The organism is Bradyrhizobium sp. cf659, assembly GCF_900113725.1.
Classification (GTDB): Bacteria; Pseudomonadota; Alphaproteobacteria; order Rhizobiales; family Xanthobacteraceae; genus Bradyrhizobium.
Map to the genome: position 1 here is coordinate 847,538 of NZ_FOQJ01000002.1, position 26,000 is coordinate 873,537.

General features: G+C 65.6%; 21 protein-coding genes. 12 read left to right on the forward strand and 9 right to left on the reverse strand.

Annotation, left to right across the window (positions count from 1 at the left end):
* Window positions 1–7: 7 nt before the first annotated feature.
* Window positions 8–1,252: an ABC transporter substrate-binding protein gene (locus BM118_RS12915; RefSeq protein ID WP_092185736.1), complete on the reverse strand. Its 1,245-nt coding sequence runs from the start codon at window positions 1,250–1,252 to the stop codon at window positions 8–10.
* 141 nt (window positions 1,253–1,393) lie between these two features.
* Window positions 1,394–2,311, reverse strand: coding sequence for an IclR family transcriptional regulator (locus BM118_RS12920; RefSeq protein ID WP_092185738.1), 918 nt, complete (start codon window positions 2,309–2,311; stop codon window positions 1,394–1,396).
* A 224-nt stretch (window positions 2,312–2,535) separates the two neighbouring features.
* Between BM118_RS12920 and BM118_RS12925 the strand changes: the two genes are divergently transcribed.
* The 3 genes from BM118_RS12925 to BM118_RS12935 are packed head-to-tail and all read left to right on the forward strand — an operon-like array spanning window position 2,536 to window position 5,493.
* Window positions 2,536–4,335 (forward strand): thiamine pyrophosphate-binding protein, encoded by a 1,800-nt coding sequence (locus BM118_RS12925; RefSeq protein ID WP_092185740.1) that lies wholly within the window; start codon window positions 2,536–2,538, stop codon window positions 4,333–4,335.
* Window positions 4,336–4,381: 46 nt separating this feature from the next.
* Window positions 4,382–5,086 carry an SDR family oxidoreductase gene (locus tag BM118_RS12930; protein WP_092185742.1) on the forward strand — a complete coding sequence of 235 codons (705 nt, stop codon included), beginning with the start codon at window positions 4,382–4,384 and terminating at the stop codon, window positions 5,084–5,086.
* A gap of 23 nt (window positions 5,087–5,109) precedes the next feature.
* Entirely contained in the window at window positions 5,110–5,493 is a 384-nt protein-coding gene (locus BM118_RS12935; protein WP_092185744.1) for a cupin domain-containing protein, read from the forward strand.
* Between the two features lies 1 nt (window position 5,494).
* Here the strand turns inward: BM118_RS12935 and BM118_RS12940 are convergent, their stop codons facing one another.
* The 4 genes from BM118_RS12940 to BM118_RS12955 all read right to left on the reverse strand — a co-directional run bounded on the left by BM118_RS12940 (window position 5,495) and on the right by BM118_RS12955 (window position 9,212).
* Entirely contained in the window at window positions 5,495–6,457 is a 963-nt protein-coding gene (locus BM118_RS12940; RefSeq protein WP_092185746.1) for a lytic transglycosylase domain-containing protein, read from the reverse strand.
* A gap of 200 nt (window positions 6,458–6,657) precedes the next feature.
* Entirely contained in the window at window positions 6,658–6,933 is a 276-nt protein-coding gene (locus tag BM118_RS12945; protein ID WP_092185748.1) for a hypothetical protein, read from the reverse strand.
* 78 nt (window positions 6,934–7,011) lie between these two features.
* Window positions 7,012–7,869 carry a VOC family protein gene (locus BM118_RS12950; RefSeq protein WP_092185750.1) on the reverse strand — a complete coding sequence of 286 codons (858 nt, stop codon included), beginning with the start codon at window positions 7,867–7,869 and terminating at the stop codon, window positions 7,012–7,014.
* Between the two features lie 152 nt (window positions 7,870–8,021).
* A complete protein-coding gene (locus BM118_RS12955; RefSeq protein WP_177234252.1) occupies window positions 8,022–9,212 on the reverse strand; it encodes a urate hydroxylase PuuD in 1,191 nt (396 codons plus the stop codon).
* 236 nt (window positions 9,213–9,448) lie between these two features.
* On the opposite strand from BM118_RS12955, the gene BM118_RS12960 reads away from it, so the two are divergent.
* A complete protein-coding gene (locus tag BM118_RS12960; protein ID WP_092185754.1) occupies window positions 9,449–10,789 on the forward strand; it encodes a PQQ-dependent sugar dehydrogenase in 1,341 nt (446 codons plus the stop codon).
* A gap of 226 nt (window positions 10,790–11,015) precedes the next feature.
* On the opposite strand, the gene BM118_RS12965 is transcribed toward BM118_RS12960, so the two are convergent.
* Window positions 11,016–11,816 (reverse strand): SDR family NAD(P)-dependent oxidoreductase, encoded by an 801-nt coding sequence (locus BM118_RS12965; RefSeq protein WP_092186164.1) that lies wholly within the window; start codon window positions 11,814–11,816, stop codon window positions 11,016–11,018.
* Window positions 11,817–12,069: 253 nt separating this feature from the next.
* On the opposite strand from BM118_RS12965, the gene BM118_RS12970 reads away from it, so the two are divergent.
* Genes BM118_RS12970 through cyoD form a run of 4 tightly spaced genes read left to right on the forward strand, consistent with a single transcriptional unit; the run spans window position 12,070 to window position 15,920 of the window.
* Window positions 12,070–12,903: a cytochrome ubiquinol oxidase subunit II family protein gene (locus BM118_RS12970; protein ID WP_092185756.1), complete on the forward strand. Its 834-nt coding sequence runs from the start codon at window positions 12,070–12,072 to the stop codon at window positions 12,901–12,903.
* Window positions 12,893–14,893: a cytochrome o ubiquinol oxidase subunit I gene (gene cyoB / locus BM118_RS12975; protein ID WP_092186165.1), complete on the forward strand. Its 2,001-nt coding sequence runs from the start codon at window positions 12,893–12,895 to the stop codon at window positions 14,891–14,893. The genes BM118_RS12970 and cyoB overlap by 11 nt, the downstream gene beginning before the upstream one ends.
* Window positions 14,893–15,534: a cytochrome (ubi)quinol oxidase subunit III gene (locus BM118_RS12980; RefSeq protein ID WP_092185758.1), complete on the forward strand. Its 642-nt coding sequence runs from the start codon at window positions 14,893–14,895 to the stop codon at window positions 15,532–15,534. The genes cyoB and BM118_RS12980 overlap by 1 nt, the downstream gene beginning before the upstream one ends.
* Window positions 15,531–15,920: a cytochrome o ubiquinol oxidase subunit IV gene (gene cyoD / locus BM118_RS12985; RefSeq protein WP_092185760.1), complete on the forward strand. Its 390-nt coding sequence runs from the start codon at window positions 15,531–15,533 to the stop codon at window positions 15,918–15,920. The genes BM118_RS12980 and cyoD overlap by 4 nt, the downstream gene beginning before the upstream one ends.
* A gap of 214 nt (window positions 15,921–16,134) precedes the next feature.
* Here the strand turns inward: cyoD and BM118_RS12990 are convergent, their stop codons facing one another.
* Complete coding sequence (locus tag BM118_RS12990; RefSeq protein WP_092185762.1) at window positions 16,135–16,923, reverse strand: thermonuclease family protein; 789 nt, start codon at window positions 16,921–16,923, stop codon at window positions 16,135–16,137.
* A 201-nt stretch (window positions 16,924–17,124) separates the two neighbouring features.
* On the opposite strand from BM118_RS12990, the gene BM118_RS12995 reads away from it, so the two are divergent.
* From BM118_RS12995 to BM118_RS13010, 4 genes are all read left to right on the forward strand, one after another.
* Window positions 17,125–18,723 carry a GMC family oxidoreductase gene (locus BM118_RS12995; RefSeq protein ID WP_092185764.1) on the forward strand — a complete coding sequence of 533 codons (1,599 nt, stop codon included), beginning with the start codon at window positions 17,125–17,127 and terminating at the stop codon, window positions 18,721–18,723.
* An 8-nt stretch (window positions 18,724–18,731) separates the two neighbouring features.
* Window positions 18,732–19,181: a hypothetical protein gene (locus BM118_RS13000; protein WP_092185766.1), complete on the forward strand. Its 450-nt coding sequence runs from the start codon at window positions 18,732–18,734 to the stop codon at window positions 19,179–19,181.
* A gap of 95 nt (window positions 19,182–19,276) precedes the next feature.
* Window positions 19,277–20,296 carry a S1C family serine protease gene (locus BM118_RS13005; RefSeq protein WP_092185768.1) on the forward strand — a complete coding sequence of 340 codons (1,020 nt, stop codon included), beginning with the start codon at window positions 19,277–19,279 and terminating at the stop codon, window positions 20,294–20,296.
* Between the two features lie 58 nt (window positions 20,297–20,354).
* Entirely contained in the window at window positions 20,355–22,088 is a 1,734-nt protein-coding gene (locus BM118_RS13010) for an FAD-dependent oxidoreductase (protein WP_092185770.1), read from the forward strand.
* A 274-nt stretch (window positions 22,089–22,362) separates the two neighbouring features.
* On the opposite strand, the gene BM118_RS13015 is transcribed toward BM118_RS13010, so the two are convergent.
* Window positions 22,363–25,962, reverse strand: coding sequence for an indolepyruvate ferredoxin oxidoreductase family protein (locus tag BM118_RS13015; protein WP_441299753.1), 3,600 nt, complete (start codon window positions 25,960–25,962; stop codon window positions 22,363–22,365).
* Between the last annotated feature and the right edge of the window lie 38 nt (window positions 25,963–26,000).

The following is a 26,000-nucleotide window of genomic DNA, read 5'->3' on the forward strand; positions in this document are numbered from 1 at the left end:
CTGCGTGTCAGGCCTTCATCTCGCAGGGATTCTGGTCCCTGGTCGGATAGATCGTCTCGAGCGGGTCGTTCGCGGCGGGCACCGCCTCGCCCAGCACCAGCATGTCCCACTGGTCCTTCATCTGGTCCTTCGGCTTGACCGTGAACGGATAGGCCTCCTGCACCAGCTGGTGATCCCAGGCGCGGAAATAGGCCTTCCGCGCCTTGCCGATGTCGAACTGCGCCTGCTTCTCGAAATAGGCGATCAGCTCGCCGCTGTCGGTCGACTTCGTCGTGTTGATCGCTTCAGCCAGAAGCTTCAGCGTGACGTAGTCGATCCAGGCGTGGTTCTCCGGCGGCTTGCCGTATTTCTTGCTGAACGCCGCGACGAAGGCCTGCGAGGCCGGATTGTCCAGCGTGTGATACCAGACCGTCGGCCAGGTGCCGCTGAGATTGCCCGCACCTGCGGCCCAGGCATCGCCGGTGTTGAGGTTGAAGCCGACCAAAGGATAGGGCAGGCCGAACTCGGCATATTGCTTGACCAGATTGGTCACCTGGTTGCCGGCGAGGTTGCAGCAGACCACGTCGGGCTTGGCCTGCCGCGCCTTCAGCAGATACGGGCTGAAATCGGTGGCGTCGGTCGCGATCAGCTCGTCGCCGATCAGGTTGGCATCATGCGTGCCGAAGAAGGTTTTTGCGGCCTTCAGGAGGTCGTGGCCGAAGATGTAGTCGGCCGTGAGCGTGAAGAACTTCTTGCCCTTCACCATGCCCTTCTGCGACAGCGCGGTGCCGACCGCGTTGACCATCACGGTGTTCGGGATGTCGCAGTGGAAGGAGTATTTGTTGCAGTTCTTGCCGCGCAGCGCATCCGACCGCGCGCCGGTCGAGAAGAACACCTTCTTGTTGCGCTCGGCGACCTGCATGATGGTGAGCGAGGAGGCCGAGGAGATCTCGCCCAGCAGCACCACCGCGCCGTCCTGCTCCAGCATGCGCTGCGCCTTGGTCGCGGCGGTCGCCGGATTGATCGAGTCCTCCGAGAGCAGGTCGATCGGCTTGCCCAGGATGCCGCCGGACGCGTTGATCTCTTCGGCTGCGAGCTTCACGCCCAGCTGCGCGTAGCCGCCGATCACGCCGAGAAAGCCGGTGAGCGGCGTCAGATGTCCGATCCGGATCTTGTCGGCCTGCGCCCTTACGATGGCGGGAAACCCCAGTGCGGATGCGCCGATGAAGGCGGCGCCCGCCCGTAACAACGTCCGTCGCGGATAGCGGATCATGTCTGTCTCCTCCCGGGTGCATCGCGTGCCTCCCTTCAAAGCCGGGTATCCGGTATTGTGAGAGACGTTCTTCTAATGCTGGAGGATAATCCCGAACGCCATTGCCGGTGTCAACCGGCAAAATCGCCGCCTGCGCGCGGCTCAGGTTTTTTGCGTGAGCGCCTTCTGCGCCGTGCCCTTGGCGCCGAATTCCGCGGAGAGGCGGTCGGCCGCGGCCTGCACGACCTGGGCGCTGGCGTGCAGCGCCTGGTTGGAGAGCCGCCAGATCGGGCCGGAAATGCCGAGCGCGCCGACCACCTGCCCGGTGAAATCGGTCACCGGCACGGCGACGCAGCGCACTTCCATGTTGAACTCGCCGTCGTCGAAGGCGACGCCGGTGCGCTGCACCTCGGCGATCTCGCGCATCAGCGCGCCGACATCGCTGATGGATTTCGGCGTCGACGGTTTCAGCTCCACGCGATCGATGAACCGGCGGAGCTGCTCGGGGCGGAGCGATGCCAGGATGATCTTGCCGAGCGCGGTGCAATGGGCGGGGCGGACCACGCCGACGCGATCGGTCAGCTGAAACGCGCCGGGCCCGCTGGTGCGGGCGATGACGACCACGGCATCGCCCATCCGCACGGCAAAATGGCTGCTTTCGCTGGTCTGGCGCGACAGCTCCTCCAGCACGGGGGTTGCGACGTTGACCATCTCGATCTCGTCGAGCGCACTTGCCGCGAGCGCGAACAGCGGTCGGCCGATGCGGTAGCGCTTGCTGTCCTTCTCCTGGCGAAGATAGCCGAGCGAGACCATCGTCTTTGCGAGATGAAAGGTGGTCGAGTTGTGCAGGCCGACCAGCTTGCTCAGCTCCGCAAGCCCGATCCCCTCGCGATGGCGTGCAACCTCTTCGAGGATCGAGAAGGCGCGGCCGAGCGACTGGACGCCGCCACCGCGCTGCTTGTCATCGGCCTCGTCGTCGCCACTGGCTTGCGGTGCGGGGACCAGTTTGGCGATCGCGGCCTTGCGCGGGCTTGCAGGCTTCTCGCCGGTCGTGGGCTTGGTACGCGATCTCAAGGACAAGGCCCTCTCTGGTGAATCGTCGTGACTCCGTATCTAGCGACACTAGCACGCAACGAGCGCAACCGTCGGCGCGGCGCGCTGCGTTTCTTCAGGATGATAGCCTATCACAATATAAATTGACGTACAGCATTATGAGAAATAGGCTCCGCGCGGCCCAATGATGACCGGCCGCGTTCCCCGCATCGGTACAGAAGAAGGCGTCGGGCCGAGAGGGAGACGGGTTGATGTCGAAAAACATGCTCAATGGCGCCCAGGTCATTGTCGATTATCTGATTCAGGAAAAGGTGCCGCAGGTTTTCGGGCTGTGCGGTCACGGCAACATCCAGTTCATCGACGCGCTGTACGAGCGCTCTTCCGAGATCAAGACGATCTCCGTGCATCACGAGAGCGTCGCGGGCTTCATGGCCGACGTCTATTACCGCGTCTCGGGCCGACCGACGGCGACCTTCACCTCCTGCGGGCCGGGCTCGGCGAACCTCCCGATCTCGCTGGCCAATGCCTTCCTCGATTCCGTGCCGTTCATGGCGATCACCGGCAATGTGCCGACCAGCCAGTTCAACCGCGGCGCCTTCCAGGAGATGTACCGGCACTACCAGGCGGACTTCCCGTCCACCGTGCGGACGATGTGCAAGAAGGTGTTCCAGCCGACGCGCGGCGAGATGGTGCCGCTCGCGGTGCGGCAGGCCTGGAAGACCATGGTCACGGGGCGGCCGGGGCCGGTGGTGGTCGACGTCCCCTTCGACGTCTTCATGGAATCGGCGGCTGAAGAGGCACCGAAGGCTGCCGAGTGGAGCGCCAACATCTCGAGCCGCTGCGGTGCCGATCCTGACGGCGTCGAGAAGGCCGTCGACATGCTGCTCGCGGCCGAACGGCCGGTGATGCTGGTCGGGCAGGGCGTGCGCTATGGCGGTGCGGCGGACGAATTGCGCAAGCTGGCCGAGCGGCTTCAGATTCCGGTGGCGGCGTCCGCGAGCGGCCTTGGCGCGCTCGACGTCAATCATCCGCTCGCGCTCGGCCTCGTCGCGCGCGCGGGGCACTATCAGGCCAATCACGCGACGCGGCAGGCCGACGTGCTGCTCGCGCTCGGCGTTCGTTTCGATGATCGCACGTCCAGTTCGTGGATCCCCGGCTATTCCTTCACGATCCCGCCGACCAGGCTGATCCATGTCGACATCGATCCCGAGGAGATCGGCCGCAACTATCCCGTCGCGCTCGGGCTGATGGCCGACGTCCGCACGTTCCTGCGCCAGGTGCATGCCGAGCTCGATCGCCGCGACAATCTCTTTGGGAAGTCCGATGCGCGCAAGAAGTGGCTCGCGCAGATCGACCTCTATCGCAAGGAATGGGACAAGTTCGTCGCGCCCGGCTTCTCCGACGACACCACGCCGATCAATCCGCAGCGCGCAGCCAGTGAGATCGACAAGGCATTGCCGGAGGATGCGATCCTCGTCTCCGACATCGGCGTCCATCACAACTGGCTGCTCGGTTTCTGCAAGCCGAAGCGGCCGGATTCGCTGATCGGCTCGATGGGTTTTGGCCCGATGGGCTTTGGCGTCGCCGGGGTGATGGGCGCGAAGTTCGCGGCGCCCGATCGGCCCTGCGTGTCCGTCTGCGGCGACGGCGCCTTCTTCATGCACGCCAACGTGCTCGGCACGGCGGTCGAGTACAATCTGCCCGTGGTCTGGGTGGTCTGGAACAATTACGCCTACGCTTCGATCCGCGGGCTGCAGCGCGGTTATCTCGGTGGCCGTGAGCTTGCGACCGACTTCAAGCACCCGGAGACGGGCGAGCGCTATAACCCTGATTTCGCGGCGATGGCACGCGCCTGCGGCGTCGAGGGCGTGCGGGTCGATCGCGCCGGGGACATCGGCGAGGCGATCCGCAAGGGCATCGCCGCCAACAAGCCTTATCTGATCGACGTCGACATCGCCGCCGACGTCAATCCGGCCGGTGCCGGCGTCTGGGAATTGCCGGGTCTTGGCCAGAGCAAGGCCGGCATCGGGACACGCTTCCAGCCGGGCTGATCGCGGCCCACAGATCGACAATCAAGACACTATCGGGGAGATGGGAATGACGCTTGCAGGCAAGAAGGTCGTCGTAGTTGGCGGCTCCTCGGGTATCGGCCTCGCCACGGCGGAGCTTGCCAAGGCGCAGGGCGCGGACGTCGTCATCGCCTCGCGCAGCGCCGCAAAGCTCGATCCCGTCGCCGAGCGGCTGAAGGTGACGGCCATTCCCACTGATGTCACCAACGATCAGAGCGTCGCTGATCTGTTCCGCCGCACCGGCCCTGTCGATCACGTCGTGCTGACGGCCGCGCAGCTTCGCACCGGGCCGTTCAAGACCGTCGCGATGGAGGACGTGCGCGCCACCATGGAAGGCAAGTTCTGGGGCGCCTGGCGCGTGGCGCGCGCGGCCGAGATCCGCCCGGGCGGTTCGCTGACGCTGGTCACCGGTTTCCTCAGCGTTCGGCCGCGGCCGAATTCGGCGATCATCAGCGCGGCCAATGGCGCGCTGGAATCGCTCGCCCGCGCGCTCGCGCTCGAGCTTGCGCCGGTGCGCGTCAATGCGGTCTCGCCCGGCGTGATCGATACGCCGATCCGCGCCGCGATGCCGGAAGGCGCGCGCAAGGAGATGCTGGCGAAGACAGCCGCCGCGCTGCCGGTCGGCCGCGTCGGCATGGCCGAGGACATCGCCCAGCAGATCCTGAGCTTCATGGCGAACGGCTTTGCCACGGGATCGATCGTCTATGTCGACGGCGGTGCCCTGGTGAACTGAGACACGCGAAAGGGAGTACGAGCATGGCCGAGGAGAGCAACGGCGCCTTCATCCGCAACATCGCCGAGGTACCATGGCGCGAATTCCCCAACCATTTTGGCGGCGCGCTGTCAAAGCCGCTGGTGATGCCGGAGACTGCGGGCTCGCGCCGCATCGACTACCGCATCTCGATGTACCAGCCGATGGCCTATGTCGCGCGGCATCATCACAAGGTGCAGGAGCAGGTCTATCACGTGCTCGACGGCGAGGGGCTGATGGAGATCGCCGGCAAGAACCACGTCGTACGCAAGCACGACGTGATCTTCCTGCCGCCCGGCGTCGAGCACGCGATCTCGAATTCGGGCCTGACCGATCTCGTGTTCCTGGTGGTGACCTCGCCGGTCACCGACGACGAGAAGCCGGTGTGAGCTAGCTCGAGGAGCGTTCGCGCGCCGCAAAGCGGATCGCACGGGCTTTTGCGCTCTTTCCGGCCGCGCGGGCCGCGATCATGCTCCGTGCCTTGCCGTGGGCCCCGGCATTCTTGCGCAGCAAGGATGCGAACCGCTTGCGTGCACGGCTCGCCGAGAGCCGCGCCGCCAGCTGCTCGGCCTTGCGCATGATGGTGACGACCGACGGTGTCAGGTTCACCGGAACCCAGGCGACGTCCTTCGTCTTGGACAGGCTGCCGACGCCTTCGCAAGGCGCTTCGCGCGGCAGCTCGATCCGGATTGCGAGAGCCTCTGCGCGCTCGGTCCAATCCTCGGCCTTGGTGCCCGTGATGATGCGGACATAGTCGCGCGTCTCGCGCGGCAGCTCGCTCTCTCTGGCGAGCCATTTCTGGATGCGGCCGGGACCTGCGTTGTAGGCGGCCGCGGCGAGGCCGAGATTGCCGAAATCATCACGCAGCTTGCGCAGGAATTTCGCCGATGCGGGCAGTGCCTTCATGGGATCGAAGGGATCATCCAACCCGACCTCGGCCGCCGTCTCCGGCATGAACTGCGCGACGCCCTGTGCGCCGGCCGGGCTGACCTCGTTGGAACGAAAGCGGCTCTCCTGCCAGAGCAGGCGTGCGAAGAACGGCACGGGAATGCCGCTGGCCTCGGCCGCTTCCCTGAGCGCGTGGCAGAATTGTTCGGTCGGCGAAGCCGCGGCCTGCACGACGGCCTCGACCGTGCGCGCCGGTTCGATCGTCTCCTCGTAAGCAGCGCGCGCGTTCGCGAGCTCGATGGCCTGCACGCTCGCGAGGAAGAGTTCGACCAGGGGCACCAGCGAGGGGGCGCGGTCGGCCTTGGGAGTGGAGTTGTCGAAGCTTGACGCTTGCCAGGAGGGCGATGAGCCGACGTCGCACATCAGAATCAGGAACGCAGCGCAAGCCGCGACGAGAAATCGCATCTCGGTAAGAGTCCTCGAACTGTGGGGGAACGACCAGCGCCCGCGCCGGTGACGAGGACTTCATTAACCGCAATTGCGGCGAAGCTGCGATTCCGAAGGGCGCCCGGTGTTAGTACGGTGTTCCCGCCGCAGGACATGCGTCGTCCGCCCGCGGATCTACGGGAACGGCAGCGCTGTCACGCGTAGTGTGCGCAGAGCGCCTACGCCTTCGGAAAATCCTTGCGCATCGCGATCTCGGCGGCATCGCCGGGCGACAACACGGTCTGGTCGAAGGCCGGTTGCGGCCTCGTCATGATGTCGTAGAGCGAGATGCCCTTGATGGGCTTGCCCATCAGCTCGCGGACGCAGTCGGCGAGCGTGCCGTTGTAGACGAGATAGGGCGGACCTCGGTCCTTCTGCCTCTCGCCCTTCAGCGACGGCCACTTCTTCAGTTCGGCCGGCGCGTCATAGACGATCGGCGATCCCTCTTTGAACATGCGTCTGGTCTCGGGCGACGTGGATAGGCCGGAAGCCTAGAGCCGCCCGGTAAACGCTTGTTAAAGAATTAGTTCAAATCAGCCGGCAACGAAGGCGAGCAGGGTGCCGTTGGCCTTCGCCGGCGGCACGACGATGGCAGGCCCGCTGCGCCGCGCCGCCGCGCCAAGCGCCTTCTCGGTCGCGGCGAGATCGCCGCTGACCAGCACCAGCGCCGCGCCGCCGCGCTCGGAGAGGCCCGCGAGCGGCACGCCGGGATAGCGCTTGCCGAGCTGGTCCAGCGTCAGATAGACGAAGTCGGCACGATCGCCGCCGGAAGGCACGCTGACCGCGCCATCGGCCTCCGCTTGCGGCTCGCGGTCGATCAGGCGCGCGAGGTGCGCGGCCTCCTTCGCGGGCTCGGGCGTTGCGATCAGCGTCTGCCTGATCCGCTTCGCCGCATTGGCGTGCTGCATCAGCTCGGGAATCCACACGGTCTCGCGGGTCTTGTGCTGGCAGGCGAAGATGCGAACGCCGCCCGGCGCTTCCGCGGTCGGCCACATGAAGGTGCGGAATTTCGCCGCCGAGACCGCGCCATCGGGCAGCGTCACCGGCCGCTCGAAATCGGTCGGGCCGATCGGCGTCAGGCCACGCGCGCGGATTTCCTCCGCGCCGGCGGCGCTATCGACCGCGGTAAAGGCGATGCGCTCGATGCCTTCGCCGCGCGTGTCGAGGAAGGCGCGGGCCGGTGCATTGTGCTCGGTCGCGGCCAGCACGCCGAGCAGCTCCATATAGTCCGGGTCGAACATGATGGTGTAGTTGCCGGTGCCCATATGCGCGCTGTGGGTGCCGCGCGGCGAGACCGTGAAGCCGAGCTGCCGGTAGTTCTCGGCGGCCTTGTCGAGGTCCTTCACCATGACCACGGCGTGGTCGATACCGATGACGTTCTTGAGGGCCACTGTGATTTCCCCGCGGCAGATGCAGATTGGATTTGGACGGCACGAATGGCCGCTGTCCCTATCTACGCCGGATAGACGATCAAGTCATTTTCAAATCGGCGGGACATGCGGAAATTTCATTCCGCGAAACGCGATATCGACGCGTGATGGCGTCAGCGCGCCTGCTCGATATAGGCGGCGAGGATGGCACGCTCCTCGCTGGTCATGTCGGTGATGTTGCCGGGCGGCATCGCGGTGGACCAGGCCGCGACGCGGCCGATCAGGCGGATGTTGCGCTGGATGTGCTCGGGCGCGTCGAGCAATATGCCCTTCGGCGCGGTGACGATCCCGGCCCAGACCGGTTCGGCCGTATGGCACATGCTGCACCGGGACATCACGATCTCCTCGACATTGGCGACCGTGGGCTGCACCGATAGCGCACCGGTCTTCACCTCGCGCGGGCCGGCTGCGGAGAGGAAAAGGATCGCGATCGCCCCCGCGGCGGCGATACCCCACACCCACCACGGCGATTTGCGCCCGGCGTGACGCTCGTTGAAGAAGTGGCGGATCACGGGGCCGAGCGCCAGGATGATCGCGACGATGATCCAGTTGAAGCGCGTGGCGTAGAGCAGGGGATAGTGGTTGCTGATCATCAGCACGACGACGGGAAGCGTCAGGTAGTTGTTGTGGACCGAGCGCTCCTTGCTGGTCTTGCCGAGCTTCGGATCGGGCGCCTGTCCCGCGATCAGCGCCGCCACGATCTTCTTCTGGTTCGGGATGATCAGCGTGAAGACGTTGGCGACCATGATGGTGCCGATGATTGCCGCGATCTGGTTGAACGCACCGCGGCCGCTCAGCACATGGGTGAAGGCGTAGGTCAGTGCGACCAGGAACAGATAGCCGCCGATGGCGAACGGCAGCTCGCGCTGCGCAAGCCCGGTGCGGCAGGCGGCCTCGTAGAGCGCCCATGCCAGAGCGAGGCTGAAGAAGCTGAACAGCCCGGCCTGGAATGGGGTGAGGTCGAGGATCGACTTGTCGACCAGGAACAGATCGGCCTCGAGATAATAGACCACCACCATCAGCGCGAAGCCGGACAGCCAGGTGGTGTAGGCCTCCCATTTGAACCAGGTCAGCTCGTCCGGCATCCGGGTGGGCGCGACCAGGTATTTCATGATCCGGTAGAAGCCGCCGCCATGGACCTGCCAGGCTTCGCCCTGCACGCCATCAGGCAGATCGCTCCTGGGTTTGAGGCTGAGGTCGAGGGCGATGAAATAGAAGGAACTGCCGATCCAGGCGATCGCCGCCACCACGTGCAGCCAGCGGAGCAGCAGGCTCGCCCATTCCGATATGATGGATCCCCACATGATCACCCCATCAGGTGCGACACAAATGCCGCAGCTTTGATGACCGCAACCGGCGGCCGTGCCCTTACAATGTGTTGCACCGATCAACGGCATTTTCCAGTACGATGGGTCGCGGCTGATGCACATCGTGCGGGCATGAGCTGATGTGGGATTCGGCAGGCGTTTGACCCGCCGCAGAACGTTTACGGATCGATCGGCGTTGACGTTCGAGACGTGCAGGTCGGGAGGAAGACGACGTGAAGAACCGGATTTCGACTGCGGTGATATCTGTGGGCTTGCTGCTGGCCGCCGCGGTCGGCGCACAGGCCGAGCCGGTGCTGCAGGGCAAGGATGCCTACGGCGACTGGCAGGCCGACAAGCCCGGCACAATCAGGCTGATCCGGCCGCAGGATCTGGTCAGGCCCGGCGCCACGCGGTCGGTCGCGAGTTCGTCGCGTGTGGTGCCGCGTCCGCCGGAGGCCGCCCTTCAGGTGCCGGCGGGCTTCAAGATCGAGCTGTTCGCGGAAGGCCTGCGTGCTCCGCGCATCGTGCGCGTGGCGCCGAACGGCGACGTCTTCGTCGCGGAGACGCGGGCCGGCACCATCCGCGTGCTGCGCGCCGGCGAGGGCGGCAAGGTCGCGACCAATGAGGTATTTGCCAGCGGCCTGCGGCAACCGTTCGGCATCGCCTTCTTTCCGAACGGCGACAATCCGCAATGGGTCTATGTCGCCAACACCGACAGCGTCGTCCGCTTTCCCTATCAGGCCGGTGACCTCAAGGCGCGCGGCAAGGCCGAGACGATCGTGGCAAGCCTGCCGCATGACGGCGGCCATTCCACCCGCGACATCGTCTTCACGCCTGACAACAAGCGCATGCTGGTCTCGGTCGGCTCGCTCAGCAACGTCGCCGAGGGCATGGGCACGCCGCCGGGCGGGATGGATGCGTGGTCGAAAACGCAGCCGCTCGGCGCGGCCTGGGCCAGCGAGACCGAGCGCGCCACCGTGCTGGCCTTCAATCCCGATGGCAAGGAGCGGAAGATCTACGCCACCGGCATCCGCAATTGCGTCGGCCTCGCGATCCAGCCGCAGACCGGCCTGCCGTGGTGCTCGACCAATGAACGCGACGGCCTCGGCGACGACCTCGTGCCGGACTACGTGACCAGCGTGAAGGAGGGCGCCTTCTACGGCTGGCCGTGGTTCTATATTGGAAGCAATGAAGACCCGCGCCACGCCGGCGCGCGGGCCGACCTCAAGGACAAGGTGACGATCCCCGACGTGCTGATACAGCCGCACTCGGCCTCGCTCGGCATGACCTTCTACCAGGGCACGCAGTTTCCATCCGAATACCAGGGCGACGCCTTCGCCGCCGAGCACGGCTCCTGGAACCGGTCCAAGCGCACCGGCTACAAGGTGATCCGTATCAGGATGAAGGACGGCAAGCCGACCGGCGAATACGAGGATTTCGTCACGGGGTTCGTGGTGAGCGACACGGAGGTGTGGGGCAGGCCAGTGGGAGTAGCAGTTGCGAAGGACGGATCGCTGCTGGTGTCGGAGGACGGCAACGGCACGATCTGGCGGGTCAGTCGGTCGCCGCAGTGACAGTGCACCCTCTCCCCTTGTGGGAGAGGGTGGCTTCGCGAAAGCGAAGCCGGGTGAGGGGTCTCTCTCCGTGAGGCCCTTTGTTAGTTGAGTTCGTGGATGCAACCCCTCATCCGGCGCCATAGCCGAAGCTTCGCTTCGGCGTTCTTAAGAACGGCGGCCGAAGGCCGCCTATGTCACCTTCTCCCACAAGGGGAGAAGGGAAGGGCACCGCGCTCGCCTCGACCTACCCCCGTCTCACACTGGCCCCGCCGTCCACCGGCAGCGTCACGCCGGTGATGAAATTCGCCTCGTCCGACGCCAGGAACAGCGCGGCGTTGGCGACGTCCCACCCCGTGCCCATCTTCTTGCGCAGCGGCACCTTGCTGTCGCGCTCGGCTTCGACTTCGGCGCGGGTCTTGTGCCACTCGCGGGCGCGGGTATCGACGGCCATCGGCGTGTTCATCAGGCCGGGCAGGATGACGTTGGCACGGATGCCGTATTCGGCATTCTGATAGGCGAGCTGCTCGGTGAAGGCGATCATCGCCGATTTCGTCGCCTTGTAGGCGACGTAAGGGTAGGTAGTGATCGCGGCCATCGAGGAGATGTTGATGATGGCGCCGCTGTGCTGCGCGCGCATGATCGGGATGACTTCTTTCGCAGCGAGAATGCAGCTCTTCAGATTGATGGCGACGACGCGGTCGAACGCCTCTTCGGTGATCTCTAGCAATTCGGCATCGCCGCCGGACAGGCTGACGCCGACATTGTTGTGCAGCACGTCGATCCGGCCCCAGCGTGTCTGCGCGTCCTTGACCATCGCCCTGATGTCGGCGGCTTTCGTCACGTCGGCCTTGAAGGCCGCGGCGGTGCCGTTCTTCTCGGCGATCATCGCGACGGTTTCCTGTGCCGATTCCAGATGATGGTCGACGCACAACACCCTGGCGCCCTCGCGCGCGAAGGTCAGCGCGGTGGCGCGGCCGTTGCCCATGCCTTCGCCGGGGCTCTGGCCGGCCCCGACGACGATCGCAACCTTGTCGTTCAGGCGCATGACGCTTTCTCCCTGCTTTTTCATCACGATAGCACGGACAAGCCGCGGCAGAAGAGCGATCGTGCCAGGCGATGGTCGCGCCGGGTGCACATCGTCCTGCCGAACACGCATGGCTGTATCGCGACGGTGAAAGCACATGCCGGCCAACGGCTTGCCGCCGTGCAGGAACCGACCTCCTGCGATCGCGTTTGTTGCGGAGCCTTTCCCAAGCTAGGCTCCGCCCCGGGGTCTCCCAATCGCCTGTGGCTTGCCGATGAATCTGCTTGATCCACAAGGGCCGGTGGCTGCCGCCAACAGCACCATCCTGGTCGATTCCGTCTTCATCATGCTCGTGATCGTGGTGCCGACCATTTTCGCGATCCTGGCGTTTGCGTTCTGGTTTCGCGCGTCCAATACCAAGGCGCGCTTCCAGCCGGACTTCGTCTATTCCGGGCGCGTCGAGATGGTGGTGTGGGCGATCCCGGCGCTCACCGTCATTCTGCTCGGCGGCGTCGCCTGGATCGGCTCGCACCAGCTCGATCCCGCGGCGCCCGTGCCGGGCACCGGCAGTCCAGTGCGGATTCAGGCGGTCTCGCTCGACTGGAAATGGCTGTTCATCTATCCCGACCAGCGCATCGCCACCGTCAACGCGCTGACGGTGCCGGCCGGCGCCGAACTGAACTTCCAGCTGACGTCGTCGAGCGTGATGAACACGTTCTTCATCCCGCAGCTCGGCAGCATGATCTACACCATGAACGGCATGGTGACGCGGCTGAACCTGCGCGCCGACAACGAGGGCAAGCTTCAGGGACTGTCGGCGCATTTCTCCGGCGACGGTTTTCCCGACATGATGTTCGACGTCAACGTGATCTCGCCGCTCGCCTTTCCGGATTGGGTCGCGACCACGGCGAAGTCCGATGCCGTGCTCAACGAGGAGAGCTACACGAAGTTGATGCAGCAGGGCATCGAGAGGGGAAGGCCGACGTACCGCCTCGACGATCCCCGGCTGTTCGACCTGATCGCGACCCAGCATATTCCGCCGGGGCCGGGGCCGGAGCTACTCTCCGATGCCGGGCGGCCGCACAGTGGAGGCCACGATGCTCGGTAAGCTCGATTGGTCGGCCATTCCATTTGATCAGCCCATTCCCCTCATCGCCGGCGCAGTGGTGCTGGTTGCGATCCTCGCGGTGTTGATCTGGGTCGTGGTGAAGGGACATCTGCCTTATCTCTGGCACGAGTGGATCACCAGCGTCGACCACAAGCGGATCGGCGTCATGTACATCCTGCTGGCCTCGGTGATGCTGCTGCGCGGCGGCAGCGACGCGATCATGATGCGGATTCAGCAGGCGGTGGCCTACCAGTCGCAGGGCTATCTGCCGCCGGAGCATTACAACCAGATCTTCTCGGCCCACGGCACCATCATGATCTTCTTCGTGGCGATGCCGTTCGTGATCGGTCTGATGAACCTGGTCGTTCCGCTCCAGCTCGGCGTGCGCGACGTCGCGTTTCCCACGCTCAATTCGGTCGGCTTCTGGCTGACCGCGACCGGCGCGCTGCTGGTCAATCTCTCGCTCGTGATCGGCGAGTTCGCCCGCACCGGCTGGCTCGCCTTCCCGCCGCTGTCGGGACTGTCCTATTCGCCGGGCGTCGGCGTCGATTACTACGCGTGGTCGCTCCAGATCTCCGGCGCCGGCACGCTGGTCGCCGGCATCAATCTCGTCACGACCGTGCTGAAGCTGCGCACCAGGGGCATGAACTATCTGCGCATGCCGATGTTCTGCTGGACCACGCTGGCCTCGAACCTCTTGATTGTCTCAGCGTTTCCGATCCTCACCGCGACGCTCGCGATGCTGCTGCTCGACCGCTACCTCGGCTTCCACTTCTTCACCAACGAAGCCGGCGGCAACGTCATGATGTTCATGAATTTGATCTGGGCCTGGGGCCATCCGGAGGTCTACATCCTGGTGCTGCCGGCCTTCGGCATCTTCTCCGAGGTGGTTTCGACCTTCTCCGGCAAGGCACTGTTCGGCTATCGCTCCATGGTGCTCGCCACCATGGCGATCTGCGTGATCTCCTTCATGGTCTGGCTGCACCATTTCTTCACGATGGGCGCTGGCCCCGACGTCAACGCCATCTTCGGCATCGCCAGCATGATCATCGCGGTGCCGACCGGGGTGAAGATCTACAACTGGCTGTTCACGATGTATGGCGGCCGCATCCGCTTCGCGACGCCGATGCTGTGGGCGGTCGGCTTCATGGTCACTTTCATCATCGGCGGCCTGACGGGCGTGCTGGTCGCGGTGCCGCCGGCCGACTTCATGCTCCACAACAGCATGTTCCTGGTCGCGCACTTCCACAACGTCATCATCGGCGGCGTGCTGTTCGGCGCTTTCGCCGGCTTCGAATACTGGTTTCCGAAGGCGTTCGGCTTCCGGCTCGACGAGCGCTGGGGCAAGCTCGCGTTCTGGTTGACCTTCCTCGGCTTCTACGTCACCTTCATTCCGCTTTATGTCGCCGGCATGCTCGGCATGACCAGGCGCTTGCAGCATTACGACGTCGCGGCGTGGCGGCCCTGGATGCTGGTTGCGGCGGCCGGCATGGCCGTGCTGACGATCGGGGTGATCTGCCAGATCATGCAGCTCGTCGTCAGCATCAGGAATCGCGAGGCCCTGCGCGACCGCACCGGTGATCCCTGGGACGGGCGCTCGCTGGAATGGGCGACCTCGTCGCCGCCGCCGGTGTTCAACTTCGCTTTCAGTCCCGATGTGCGCGGCGAGGATGCCTATTGGGACATGAAGACCCATGCCCGGCAGCAATCGTTCGAGCACGAAGTGCCCGAATATCACGACATCGAAATGCCCCGGAACTCGCCGACCGGCTTCGTCTGCGCGTTCTTCGCCACCATCATGGGCTTTGCGCTGATCTGGCACATCTGGTGGATGGTGATCCTGGGCGGCATCGGCGCGTTCGCGACCTTCGTCGTGTTCGCCTGGCGCGACCATGACGAGTACGTCATCCCGGCCGACGAGGTTGCGCGCATCGATCGCATCAATCTCGAGGAGCGGCGCAGCCTCGTCAGCATGGCGGGGGCGGTCTGATGTCGATGACGGCAACAGTCGGCCGCGCCCATGCCGATCCCCATCACATCGGCGTCGTGATCGAGCATCCCGGGCCGGCGTCGAAGCGCATCGTGACCGCCTACGGCTTCTGGGTCTTCCTGCTCTCCGACATCGTGATGTTCTCCTGCTTCTTTGCGGCCTATGCGGTGCTGTCCGGCCAGACCGCCGGCGGCCCCAAGGGCTCGGAAATCTTCGAGCAGCGCAACGTCGCGATCGAGACGGTCTGCCTCTTGCTGTCGAGTTTCACCTGCGGCATGGCCAGCATCGCGGCCGACGTGCGCAACCGGTTCTGGTTCTATCTCGGCATGACCGTGACCTGCGTGCTCGGGCTGATCTTCCTCGCCATCGAGTTCCGCGAGTTCGCCGATCTCGTGGCGCGCGGCTACGGCCCGTCGCGCAGCGCGTTCCTGACGTCGTTCTTCTCGCTGGTCGGCTGCCACGGCCTGCACGTCTCCGCCGGGGTGCTCTGGCTCCTCACCATGATGGCGCAGGTTTTTGCCAAAGGCTTTCGCGCCGACGTGTTGCGGCGGATGATGTGCTTTGCGCTGTTCTGGCACGCACTCGACATCATCTGGGTCGGGGTGTTCTCTGTCGTCTATTTGCTTGGGGGTGGCGCATGAGCGATCAGACCCATATTCCGGCCGGGCACGATCTCGCGCCGGGCGAGGAAGAGCAGCATAGCGTCGGCGCGCGCATCCTCGGTTACGTCGTCGGCCTTGCGCTTGCGCTGCTGCTCACGGCGACGTCGTTCTTCATCGCCGGCACTGACCTGGTCTGGCAGCCGTCCATTCCCGTCGCGCTGATCGTGCTCGCGATCGCGCAGATGGGTGTGCATCTCGTGTTCTTCCTGCACATCACCACGGGGCCTGACAATACCAACAACGTGCTGGCGCTCGCCTTCGGGCTGCTGGTCGTCTTCCTGGTGGTCGGCGGCACCGTGTGGATCATGGCGCATCTCAACCAGAACATGCCGCCGATGGACCAGATCATGCCGATGCGGAACTAGGGAGCACAAAAAAGAAGAGCCGCTTGTTTGTGACAAGCGGCCCAAGTCTAGGGAGGAAACGCCCGAGCAAAGACGATCCAATGAGGATCGTCTGCCAAGGAAGCGCTCGCGCAAAGCGCGTGCGCACGTTGATAAGTGCAGCAACTCGCCATGGAGTTCAATTCCGGATCAATACTGTCTCCGGTTACCGCTCACGGCTGCGTGAACGACTTGTTCACTTCGGCCGGCGGCAATTGTAGGCCTTGCGGAAGCCGGCGGCCTGGGCGTCGTCCTCCGAGCAGAACCAGCGGTCCGGCTTGGTGGTCGCCGGATAGCTCGGGCAGCCCCGTAAGTGATAGATGCCGATATTGCCGGTGACGCGGGCGCGCACCGCAAGCTTGCCCTTGATGCCGCAACTCGGCGGCATGGTCAGCTCCTCCGGAAACAGCACGGCGCGGATTTCCTTGTCGCGATCCGGCCGGCAGGCGGCGCCAAGGAGCGCGCCGTCCTTCTTGCCGGTGCGGAATTCTTGCGGTGCAACAAAGCAGCCCTTCCAGATTCCGGACGAGGCCGTCTTGGCTTCCGCCGCCGACGGCTTGACGTTGGCCTTGATCGGCTCGCGGGCGATGGCGAAGCCGAGCTTGACCAGTTGCTCGTTCAGGCTGGCCTTGTCGCCCTCGGCGGTGCAGATCGCACGGTGGCGTTTGCCAAAGCTCTTTTCCGGCCCGACATCGTCACAGCGCACCGCCCGTTTGCCGATCAGCTTGGCCAGCTGGTCGCGGGCCTCGATGCCGCAGGTCCAGGGATCGGCGTGATCGTCGATGCAGACCTGGTCGAGCTCGGGCGCGTCGACGCCGTCGAGCCGATAGGTGACATCGCCAAGCTGGATGGAATTGGCGTCCCGGACGGTCGCAGCCGCCGTCAGCGCGGAGGCAGGGCCGGAAGAGGCCAGAAATCCGGATAGAGCGAGAAACAAAACAAGCGCGACAGCGCGGGCGGCGGCAAATGAATTCTCGAAGGACATACGGTCTCGCTATCGATTGCTCTTGCAGCTCGTTCCTAGCATCCGGATGTGGCGATACCAATGGTCTGCGCCCTGCGAAGTGCGACATTCCGGCCCCGCGGCTTTACTCAGCCGTCGCTCTGACCCTATCGTTTGCGCCGGCCTTGCGGACTGCGGAGGCCGAATCGCCCGGGAAGCGGCGAGGGGGAGGAAAAGGTCGCGATGAAAGACCCCGTGGACGTCCTGATCATCGGCGCCGGCGCTTCAGGCGCCGCGGTGGCGTGGTCGCTGGCCGAGACCAAGATGCACATTCTCTGCCTGGAGCAGGGCGGCTGGATGAACCCGGCGGAATATCCCAGCACGGGCCGGGACTGGGAAGCCAAGTTCTACGGCGAGTGGTCGTCGAGCCCGAACGTCCGCGGCCGGCCCGAGGACTATCCGATCAATGACGACAATTCGCCGATCAAGGTCGTCAACTACAATGCGGTCGGCGGCTCGACGGTGATGTACACCGCGCACTGGCCGCGGCTGCATCCCTCCGATTTCAAGGTGAAGACGCTCGACGGCGTCGCCGACGACTGGCCGATCGACTACGACGCGCTGACCCCGTTCTTCGAAGAGAACGACCGCATGATGGGGACGTCCGGCCTGTCGGGCGATCCGCTCTCGCCGTTGACGCGTCCGCCGATGCCGCAGCAGCCGATGGGACTGTCCGGTGCGATCATCGGCGAGGCCATGAACAAGCTCGGCTGGCACTGGTGGCCGTCGGACACGACGGTCGCGACCATGGATTATGAGGGCCGGGCGCGCTGCATCAATCTCGGCCATTGCACGCCAGCCTGCGCGCAAGGCGCCAAATCCTCGACCGACATCACCTATTGGCCGCACGCGATCCGCGCCGGTGTCGAGCTGCGCACCCATTGCCGGGTGCGCGAGATCACCACCGACGAGAACGGCATGGCCTCTGGCGTGGTCTATTACGACAAGGACGGCGTCGAGCAGTTTCAGCCGGCGCATGTCGTCATCATCGCCTGCAACGGCGTCGGCACGCCGCGGCTGCTTTTGAATTCGGCGTCGGGGCGCTTTCCGAACGGGCTTGCCAATTCGTCGGGTCTCGTCGGCAAGAACCTGATGTTCCATCCCTATGCGCAGATCTACGGCTACCTGAAGGAGCCGACCGATAGCAACCGCGCGCCACCGACCTGCCTGTGGAGCAAGGAATGGTATGACACCGACCTTTCGCGCGGCTTCGTGCGCGGCTACGGCGTCCAGTTCGTGCGCGGGGCAGGGCCGGTGTTCGAGGCCGTCGTCAGCGAGCAGAAGGGCATCCTGCCCTGGGGCGCCGATCATCACCGTGTGTTCCGCAAGCTCAACGGCCATCGGCTCGGTTTCTCCGCGATCTGCGAGGACCTGCCCGAGGAACATAATTGCGTCACGCTCGATCCCGTCCTGAAGGACAGCCACGGCATTCCCGCGCCGAAGATCGACTACACGATCAGCGAGAACAGCCGGAAGATGATGGAGCATGCGCTGGCGCGTGGCCGGGAGGTGCTCGAGACCGCGGGGGCGACCGACATCTGCGTCAACTCGCCGATCCCGTGGGGCGGCTGGCATCTGCTCGGCACGGCGCGGATGGGCACCGATCCCGAACGTTCCGTCGTCAACGAATGGGGCCGCTCGCACGACGTGAAGAACCTCTTCATCGTCGACGGCAGCATCTTCGTCACCTCGGGCGGCGTGAACCCGACGTCCACCATCCAGGCCCTCGCGCTCTACATCGTCGACCAGATGAAGCAGCGCCTCGCCAATTTGTTCGACTGAGGCTTCTTATGACCGAACAGCTCACCCTCACGCCGCGACAGCGTCAGGATTTGCGCAGCATCGCCGCGATGATCATTCCGGCGAGCGAGGAATACCGGGTCCCCAGTGCCGGTGACGAGATCATCCAGACCGACATTCTTGCAACCCTCGGCCGCGACACGAGGCCGGTCGTGGCGGCGCTCGATCATCTGGCGCGGCTTGCCGGCATGCCGCTGGCGGACCTCGAACCCGCCGCGCGCGATGGCGTCGGGCAGGAGTTTCGCAGCTCCGGCGGCGCGGCCGCTGCAACCCTCGTCCGCGTCGTCCTGCAATGCTACTACCGCGACGACCGCGTGCTGCGCTCGCTCGGGCTGGAACTGCGCGCGCCGTTCCCCAAGGGGCACGTGCTCCCGGACGGCGACTGGTCGCTGCTCGACCCGGTCAAGGCAAGAGGGGGCGCGCTGCGGCGGGCACCCTGACAGTCAAGCTCTGGCAGCCCAGCCTTGCGCCCCAGGCGGCCACTTGCGTGAAGGGGAACAGGCCACCATCTGTGTGAGCCTCAAGGACTCTTGCCATGCTGGATTTTACCTCAGATATCGCCGATGACGCCTCGTCATCGCGAACGGCAGCGGCTGTGCCGGCCGATGACCGGGCGCTGCTGGACGCCTATTCCAATGCCGTGATCGACGTCACCGACCGCGTCGGCCCTGCCGTCGTGCGCGTCGAGACCGGGCCCAAGGTGCCGAACGGCCGCGAGCGCGGCGGGCTCGGCTCGGGCATCGTGATCTCGCCGGATGGGCTCGTGCTCACCAACAGCCACGTGGTCGGCGCCTCCAGGGAGATCCGGCTGCGGGATGTGGAAGGCCATGTCGGCGACGCCCAGGTGCTCGGCGTCGATCCCGACACCGATCTTGCGCTCCTGCGCGCCAACGGCGTGCGCGACTTGCCCTATGCCGCGCTCGGCAACTCCAAGACCTTGCGCCGCGGCCAGCTCGTGATCGCGATCGGCAATCCGCTCGGATTCGAATCGACCGTGACCGCCGGCGTGGTCTCGGCGCTGGGGCGCTCGATCCGCTCGGTCAGCGGCCGCACCATCGAGGACGTCATCCAGACCGATGCCGCGCTCAATCCCGGCAATTCCGGCGGCCCGCTGGTGTCGTCGAATGCCGAGGTGATCGGTATCAACACCGCCATCATCAATGGCGCGCAAGGCATCTGCTTCGCGGTCGCCAGCAACACCGCGCAATTCGTGCTGGCGGAGATCATCCGCCACGGCTATGTCCGCCGCGCCTATATCGGCGTCGCCGGACAGACCGCGCCGGTTCCGCGGCGGCATGCCGTGCTGGCCGGCGTCGAGAACAAGATGGGCGCGCTTCTGATGCAGATCGAGCCGGACGGGCCGGCGGCGAAGGCGGGCCTGTTGCCCGGCGACGTCGTGATTAGGCTCGACGGCGTCGAGATCAACGGCGTCGACGATCTGATCCGCGTGCTCGACCGCGACCGGATCGGCCGGCGGCTTGCCATGGACGTGCTGCGGCTCGGCCGCCTGCGGGCGATCGACATCGACCCGATCGAGCGGAAGCCCGCCCGCTAGCTGCGAGCCCGCGGGCGAGGTATGACGATGTCATGCCTCGCCTCCGGAAACTTGCCGCATGATGCCGGCGCAAGAGACTTACGACGTCATTGTCGTCGGCGCCGGCGCCGGTGGCATGACGGCGGCGGCCGTCGCGGCCGCCGAAGGCCTGCGCGTGCTGGTGATCGAGAAGACGGCCTTCGTCGGCGGCACCACAACGTGGTCTGGCGGCATGGTCTGGATCCCTGCCAACCCGAAGATGAAGGAGGCGGGGCTGTCCGACAGCGTCGCCGATGCCGTCCAGTATCTGTCGAGCACGGTCCCCGAGCCCGCCAATGCCGGCCTGCGCGCCGCCTTCCTCGCGCGCGGACCCGAAGCGATCGCCTATCTCGAAGCCAGGACGGAAGTGCGCCTCCAGCCGGTGAAGGCGTATCCCGACTATTATCCGGAACGGCTGGGCGCCACGCCCGGCGGGCGCGTGCTCGAGCCCGTGGCTTTCGATGGCACGCGGCTGGGCCGGGCTTTCGTGCGATTGCGGCCGCCGCTGCCGGAGTTCACGCTGTTCGGCGGGATGATGGTCAATCGTCTCGACATTCCGCATCTGCGCCGGATCGGCAAGTCGCTGCGTTCGACCCTGCGCGCGGCGCGGCTGGTCTCGGAATACATGTTGCAGCGGCTGCGTAGCCCGCGCGGCACGACGCTGCATCTCGGCAACGCGCTCGCTGCGCGGCTCTACGCCTCGCTGCTGGCGCGGCAGGTGGAGATCCTCTTCAGCGAAGATGTCGAGGATTTGTCGATGCAGGGCGATCGCGTCAGCGGCGTGGTGATCCGTCACGGCTCCCGCGACCGTGCGATCGAGGCGCGCCGCGGCGTGGTGCTCGCGGCCGGTGGCTTCTCGCACGATGCTGCCTTGCACAAGCGGTTCTTCCCGCCTGCGGCCGGATTTGTCTCGGCGGCCAATCCATCAGGCACAGGCGACGGGCTTCGGCTCGCGATGACGGCCGGGGCTGCACTCAATACGGAGGCGACGAGCCCGGCCTATTGGGTGCCGGCCTCGCTGTTCCGGCGCGCTGACGGCAGCCGTGGCGTCTTTCCGCACACGGTGACCGATCGCGCCAAGCCCGGCGTGATCGCCGTCAACGCCGCGGGCCGGCGCTTCGTCAACGAGGCGCTGTCCTACCACGAGTTCGTGCTCGCCATGCTGCGCGACGGCCATGGCGAGCCAGATCGGCCGTTCTACCTGGTCTGCGATCGTCAATTCTTGTGGCGCTACGGCCTCGGCCGCATCAAGCCGTTCACGCGAAGTATCCGCCGCTATGTGGCGAGCGGCGAGTTGCTCAAGGCGCCCGATATCGCGCAGCTCGCGGCGAAGATCGGTATCAAACCGTCGGTGCTCTCGGCGACGATCGTGAGCTACAACGTCGGCGCGAAGGAGGGCCGCGATCCCGAATTCGGCCGCGGAAGCACGATCTATCAACGTCACCTCGGCGACGCCGCGCACAAGCCCAACCCCTGCGTCGCGCCGATCCTGCGCGCCCCGTTCTTCGCGCTACGGATCTATCCGGCCGATCTCGGCACCGCGATCGGCATGAAGGTCGATGCGCAGGCCCGTGTGCTGCGGGGCGACGGCACGCCGATTGCGGGCCTTTACGCCTGCGGCAATGACATGGGCTCGATCATGAACGGCAACTATCCAGGCCCGGGGATCACGCTCGGGCCGGCGCTGACGTTCGGGTATATCGCGGGGCGGCATCTGGCGGAGGGGAGCGTGGCGATAGCGACGACGCCAGCCGCCGCAGGAACTCCGGTCTAGCCAACCCCACCTCTGTCATGCCCCGCGAAGGCGGGGCATCCAGTACGCCGCGGCCTATCGGTTTAATCACTACCGCCTCGGAGTACTGGATCGCCCGCCCCAGTGCGCAATTGCGCACAAGGCGGGCGATGACACCGAGAATGAGGCGCGCGCCTGTCGCCTCATCGTCATTGCGAGCGAAGCGAAGCAATCCAGGCTGCCTCTGCGGAGGGATTCTGGATTGCTTCGTCGCTTCGCTCCTCGCAATGACGCGGAGAGGGTGCGTGCCTTTCTGCTACTCCGCCGCAGCCGCAAAGCGGCTGTTCTCCAGCTCGGCTTCCAGCCGCGCTTTCTCAGCCGCCGCCTGCTTGATATTGCCTTCCTTCACGCGGCCGAATCCACGGATGGTCTCCGGCACGCGCGCGAGCCGTGCCAGCAGCGGAATCTGCGCCGCGTTCAGCCCGGTGATCCGCTGGTCGATCATTGCCAGATAATCCTCGATCAGCTTGCGTTCGGTCCGGCGCTCCTCGGTGCGGCCGAACGGATCGAACGCGCCGCCGCGCAGGAATTTGAGCTTGGCCAGCACGCGGAAGGCATGGATCATCCAGCCGCCGAATTCCTTCTTCTGGAGATGCCCGGTCGTCTTGTCGCGCTGCGCGAAGATCGGCGGGGCGAGGTAGAACTTCAGCGTGAAGTCGCCGTCGAATTTCTCCGACACCTTCTTGGCAAAGCTGCCGTCGGTGTAGAGCCGCGCGACCTCGTACTCGTCCTTGTAGGACATCAGCTTGAACAGATTCTTGGCCACGGCCTCGGTCAGCTCCGTGGACGCGGGCGAGGCCGCGCTCTCCGCCTTGCGCACCTTGGCAACGGCTGCGAGGTAGCGGTCGGCATACGCCTTGTCCTGATATCCGGTCAAAAATTCCGCGCGCGTTGCGATGATGTCGTCGAGCGATTTGGTCGGCGCGGAGGCGCGGCTCTTGAACTGGAGCACGCTGCGCACCCGTGACATGTCGTGGGCGGCGAGGCGTCCCCAGGTGAAGGCGAGCTTGTTCATCTCGATCGCGGCGCCGTTGATCTCGATGGCGCGGAGCAGCGCCTCCAGCGACAGCGGGATCGCGCCCTTCTGGAAGGCGAAGCCGAGCATGAAGGGATTGGTCGCAATGGAATCGCCCATCAGCGCCGCGGCGATGCCTGTGGCGTCGATGATGTCGAGGTTCTTGTCGCCGACGGCGTCGCGCAGCACGGTCTGCATCGTGCCCATCTCGAAATCGAGATCGGGGTTTTGCACGAAGCTTGCGGTCGGCTGCAGATCGGCATTGATGTAGGCCTTCGTCACCCCGCGTTCGGCGCGGCTGAGCGCGGAGGGACCGGCCGAGACGATCATGTCGCAGCCGAGGATGACGTCGGCGCCGCCGGTGGTGATGCGGACCGCCGAAATATCCTCGGGCTTCGGTGCGATGCGCACATGGCTCATCACCGCGCCGTTCTTCTGCGACAGGCCGGTGAAGTCCAGCGCCGAGCAGCCGCGGCCGTCGACATGGGCGGCCATGCCGAGCAGCGCGCCGATGGTGATGACGCCGGTGCCGCCGATGCCGGTGACGAGGATGTTGTAGGGACCGTCGAGCTCACGCGCGGGCGGCAGCGGCAAATCGGCGAACAACTGCCCGGAATCGACCGCCGAGGTCTTGACCCGCTTCAGCGCGCCGCCATGCACGGTGACAAAGCTCGGGCAAAAGCCTTCGACGCAGGAAAAGTCCTTGTTGCAGTTCGACTGGTCGATCTGGCGCTTGCGGCCGAATTCGGTCTCCAGCGGCTGCACAGAGACGCAGTTGGAGGCCTGCGAGCAGTCGCCGCAGCCCTCGCAGACCAGCTCGTTGATGAAGGCGCGCTTGGCGGGGTCGGGATAGAGCCCGCGCTTGCGGCGGCGGCGCTTTTCGGCCGCGCAGGTCTGGTCGTAGATGACGACCGTGAGGCCCTTGATGTCGCGCAGCTCGCGTTGCACGGCATCGAGCTCGCGGCGGTGATGGATCGTCGCGCCTTGCGGGAAGTAATTGCCCTCCGGGTATTTGCCCGGATCGTCCGAGACGATCGCGAGGCGCTTGACGCCTTCGGCCCAGACCTGGTGCGCGATCTGCGCGACGTTGAAGCTGCCTTCGGCCGGCTGGCCGCCGGTCATCGCCACGGCGTCGTTGTAGAGGATCTTGTAGGTGATGTTGATGCCGGCGGCAGATGCCGCGCGAAGGGCGAGAAGTCCGGAATGGGTGTAGGTGCCGTCGCCGAGGTTCTGGAAGATGTGCTTCTCGGTGGTGAAGGGCGACTGGCCGATCCAGTTCACGCCCTCGGCGCCCATATGCGAGATCAGGTCGGTCCGGCGGGTCGGCATGCTCAGGGCCATGCCGTGGCAGCCGATGCCGGCCATGGCGCGGCTGCCCTCGGGCACGCGGGTCGATGAATTGTGCGGGCAGCCCGAGCAGAAGAACGGCGTGCGCGCGAGCTTGATCGGCGCGCTGGTGGTGACGGGATTGTCGAAGGCCTCGAGCCGCGCGAGGCGCTGCTCCAGCACCGGGCTGTGATGGCCGAGCTTGCGCAGCCGCGCAACCAGCGCCGACGCCACGATGGTCGGCGTCAACTCGCCCTCGCTCGGCAGCAGCGGCGCGCCGCGCTCGTCGCGTTTTCCAGTGACGGTCGGGCGCCTGGACGCGTCGATGTTGTAGAGGATGCGCATCAGCTGGTCTTCGATGAAGCCGCGCTTCTCTTCGACCACCAGGACATCCTGAAGTCCTTCGGCGAAGCGCTTGGCTCCGCTTTCCTCCAGCGGCCATGTCAGCGCGACCTTGTAGATGCGCAGGCCCAGATCCTGCGCATCCTTGTCGGTAATCCCTAAGTCGGCGAGCGCCTGGCGCAGATCGAGATAGGCCTTGCCGGTTGCGACAATGCCGAGCCGGGCGGGCTTTGAGTCGAGCACGATGCGGTCGAGCTGGTTGGCGCGGGCAAAGGCCTGCACGGCGGCCATCTTCGGGCCGAACAGGCGCCTCTCGGCGTCCAGCGGCGGATCGGGCCAGCGGATGTTGAGGCCGCCGGGCGGCATCTCGAAATCGTCGGGCAGCTTGATCTGGATGCGTTCGGGATCGCTGTAGATGGACGCCGAGCTCTCCACGGTCTCGCTGATCGCCTTGAAGCCGACCCAGCAGCCGGAGAAGCGCGACAGCGCAAAGCCATAGAGGCCGAGGTCGAGATAATCCTGCAGCGTCGCCGGATTGATCACGGGGATCAGCGCTGCCGCGAACACCTGCTCGCTCTGATGCGCCAGCGTCGAGGACTGGCAGCCATGGTCGTCGCCGGCCAGTGCAAGTACACCGCCATTGAGCGAGGTGCCGGCCGCATTGGCGTGCTTCAGCGCGTCCACCGAGCGGTCGACGCCAGGGCCCTTGCCGTACCAGATGCCGAACACGCCGTCGACCTTGGCGCCGGGGAACAGGCCGACCTGCTGGCTGCCCCAGACCGCGGTCGCAGCCAGGTCCTCGTTCAGGCCGGGCACGAAGGCGATGTCGTGCTGCTGGAGGTGCGACTTCGCCCGCCACAGCGCGTGGTCGTACATGCCGAGCGGGGAACCGCGATAACCCGAGATGAAGCCGCCGGTGTTGAGCCCCTGAAGCCGGTCGCGTTCGCGCTGCAACATGGGCAATCGAACCAGCGCCTGCGTGCCGGACAGGAAGATCCGCTTCGATTCGAGCCGGTATTTGTCGTCCAGCTCGACCTGCATCAGCGTCATTTCGGAAGTCCTTGTTGTCCTGGTCGGGCGAGGGATTTTGCGCCGCGGGAGGCTGGCGGCTGTGCGAAGCGGGAGATCGCAGTCAAGAGCATGGGCCGGCGAAGTCAATATCGCTGGCCGCATCCGTGGCGCTCCTGCTAGTCATGGCTTGCTTGCGGAGG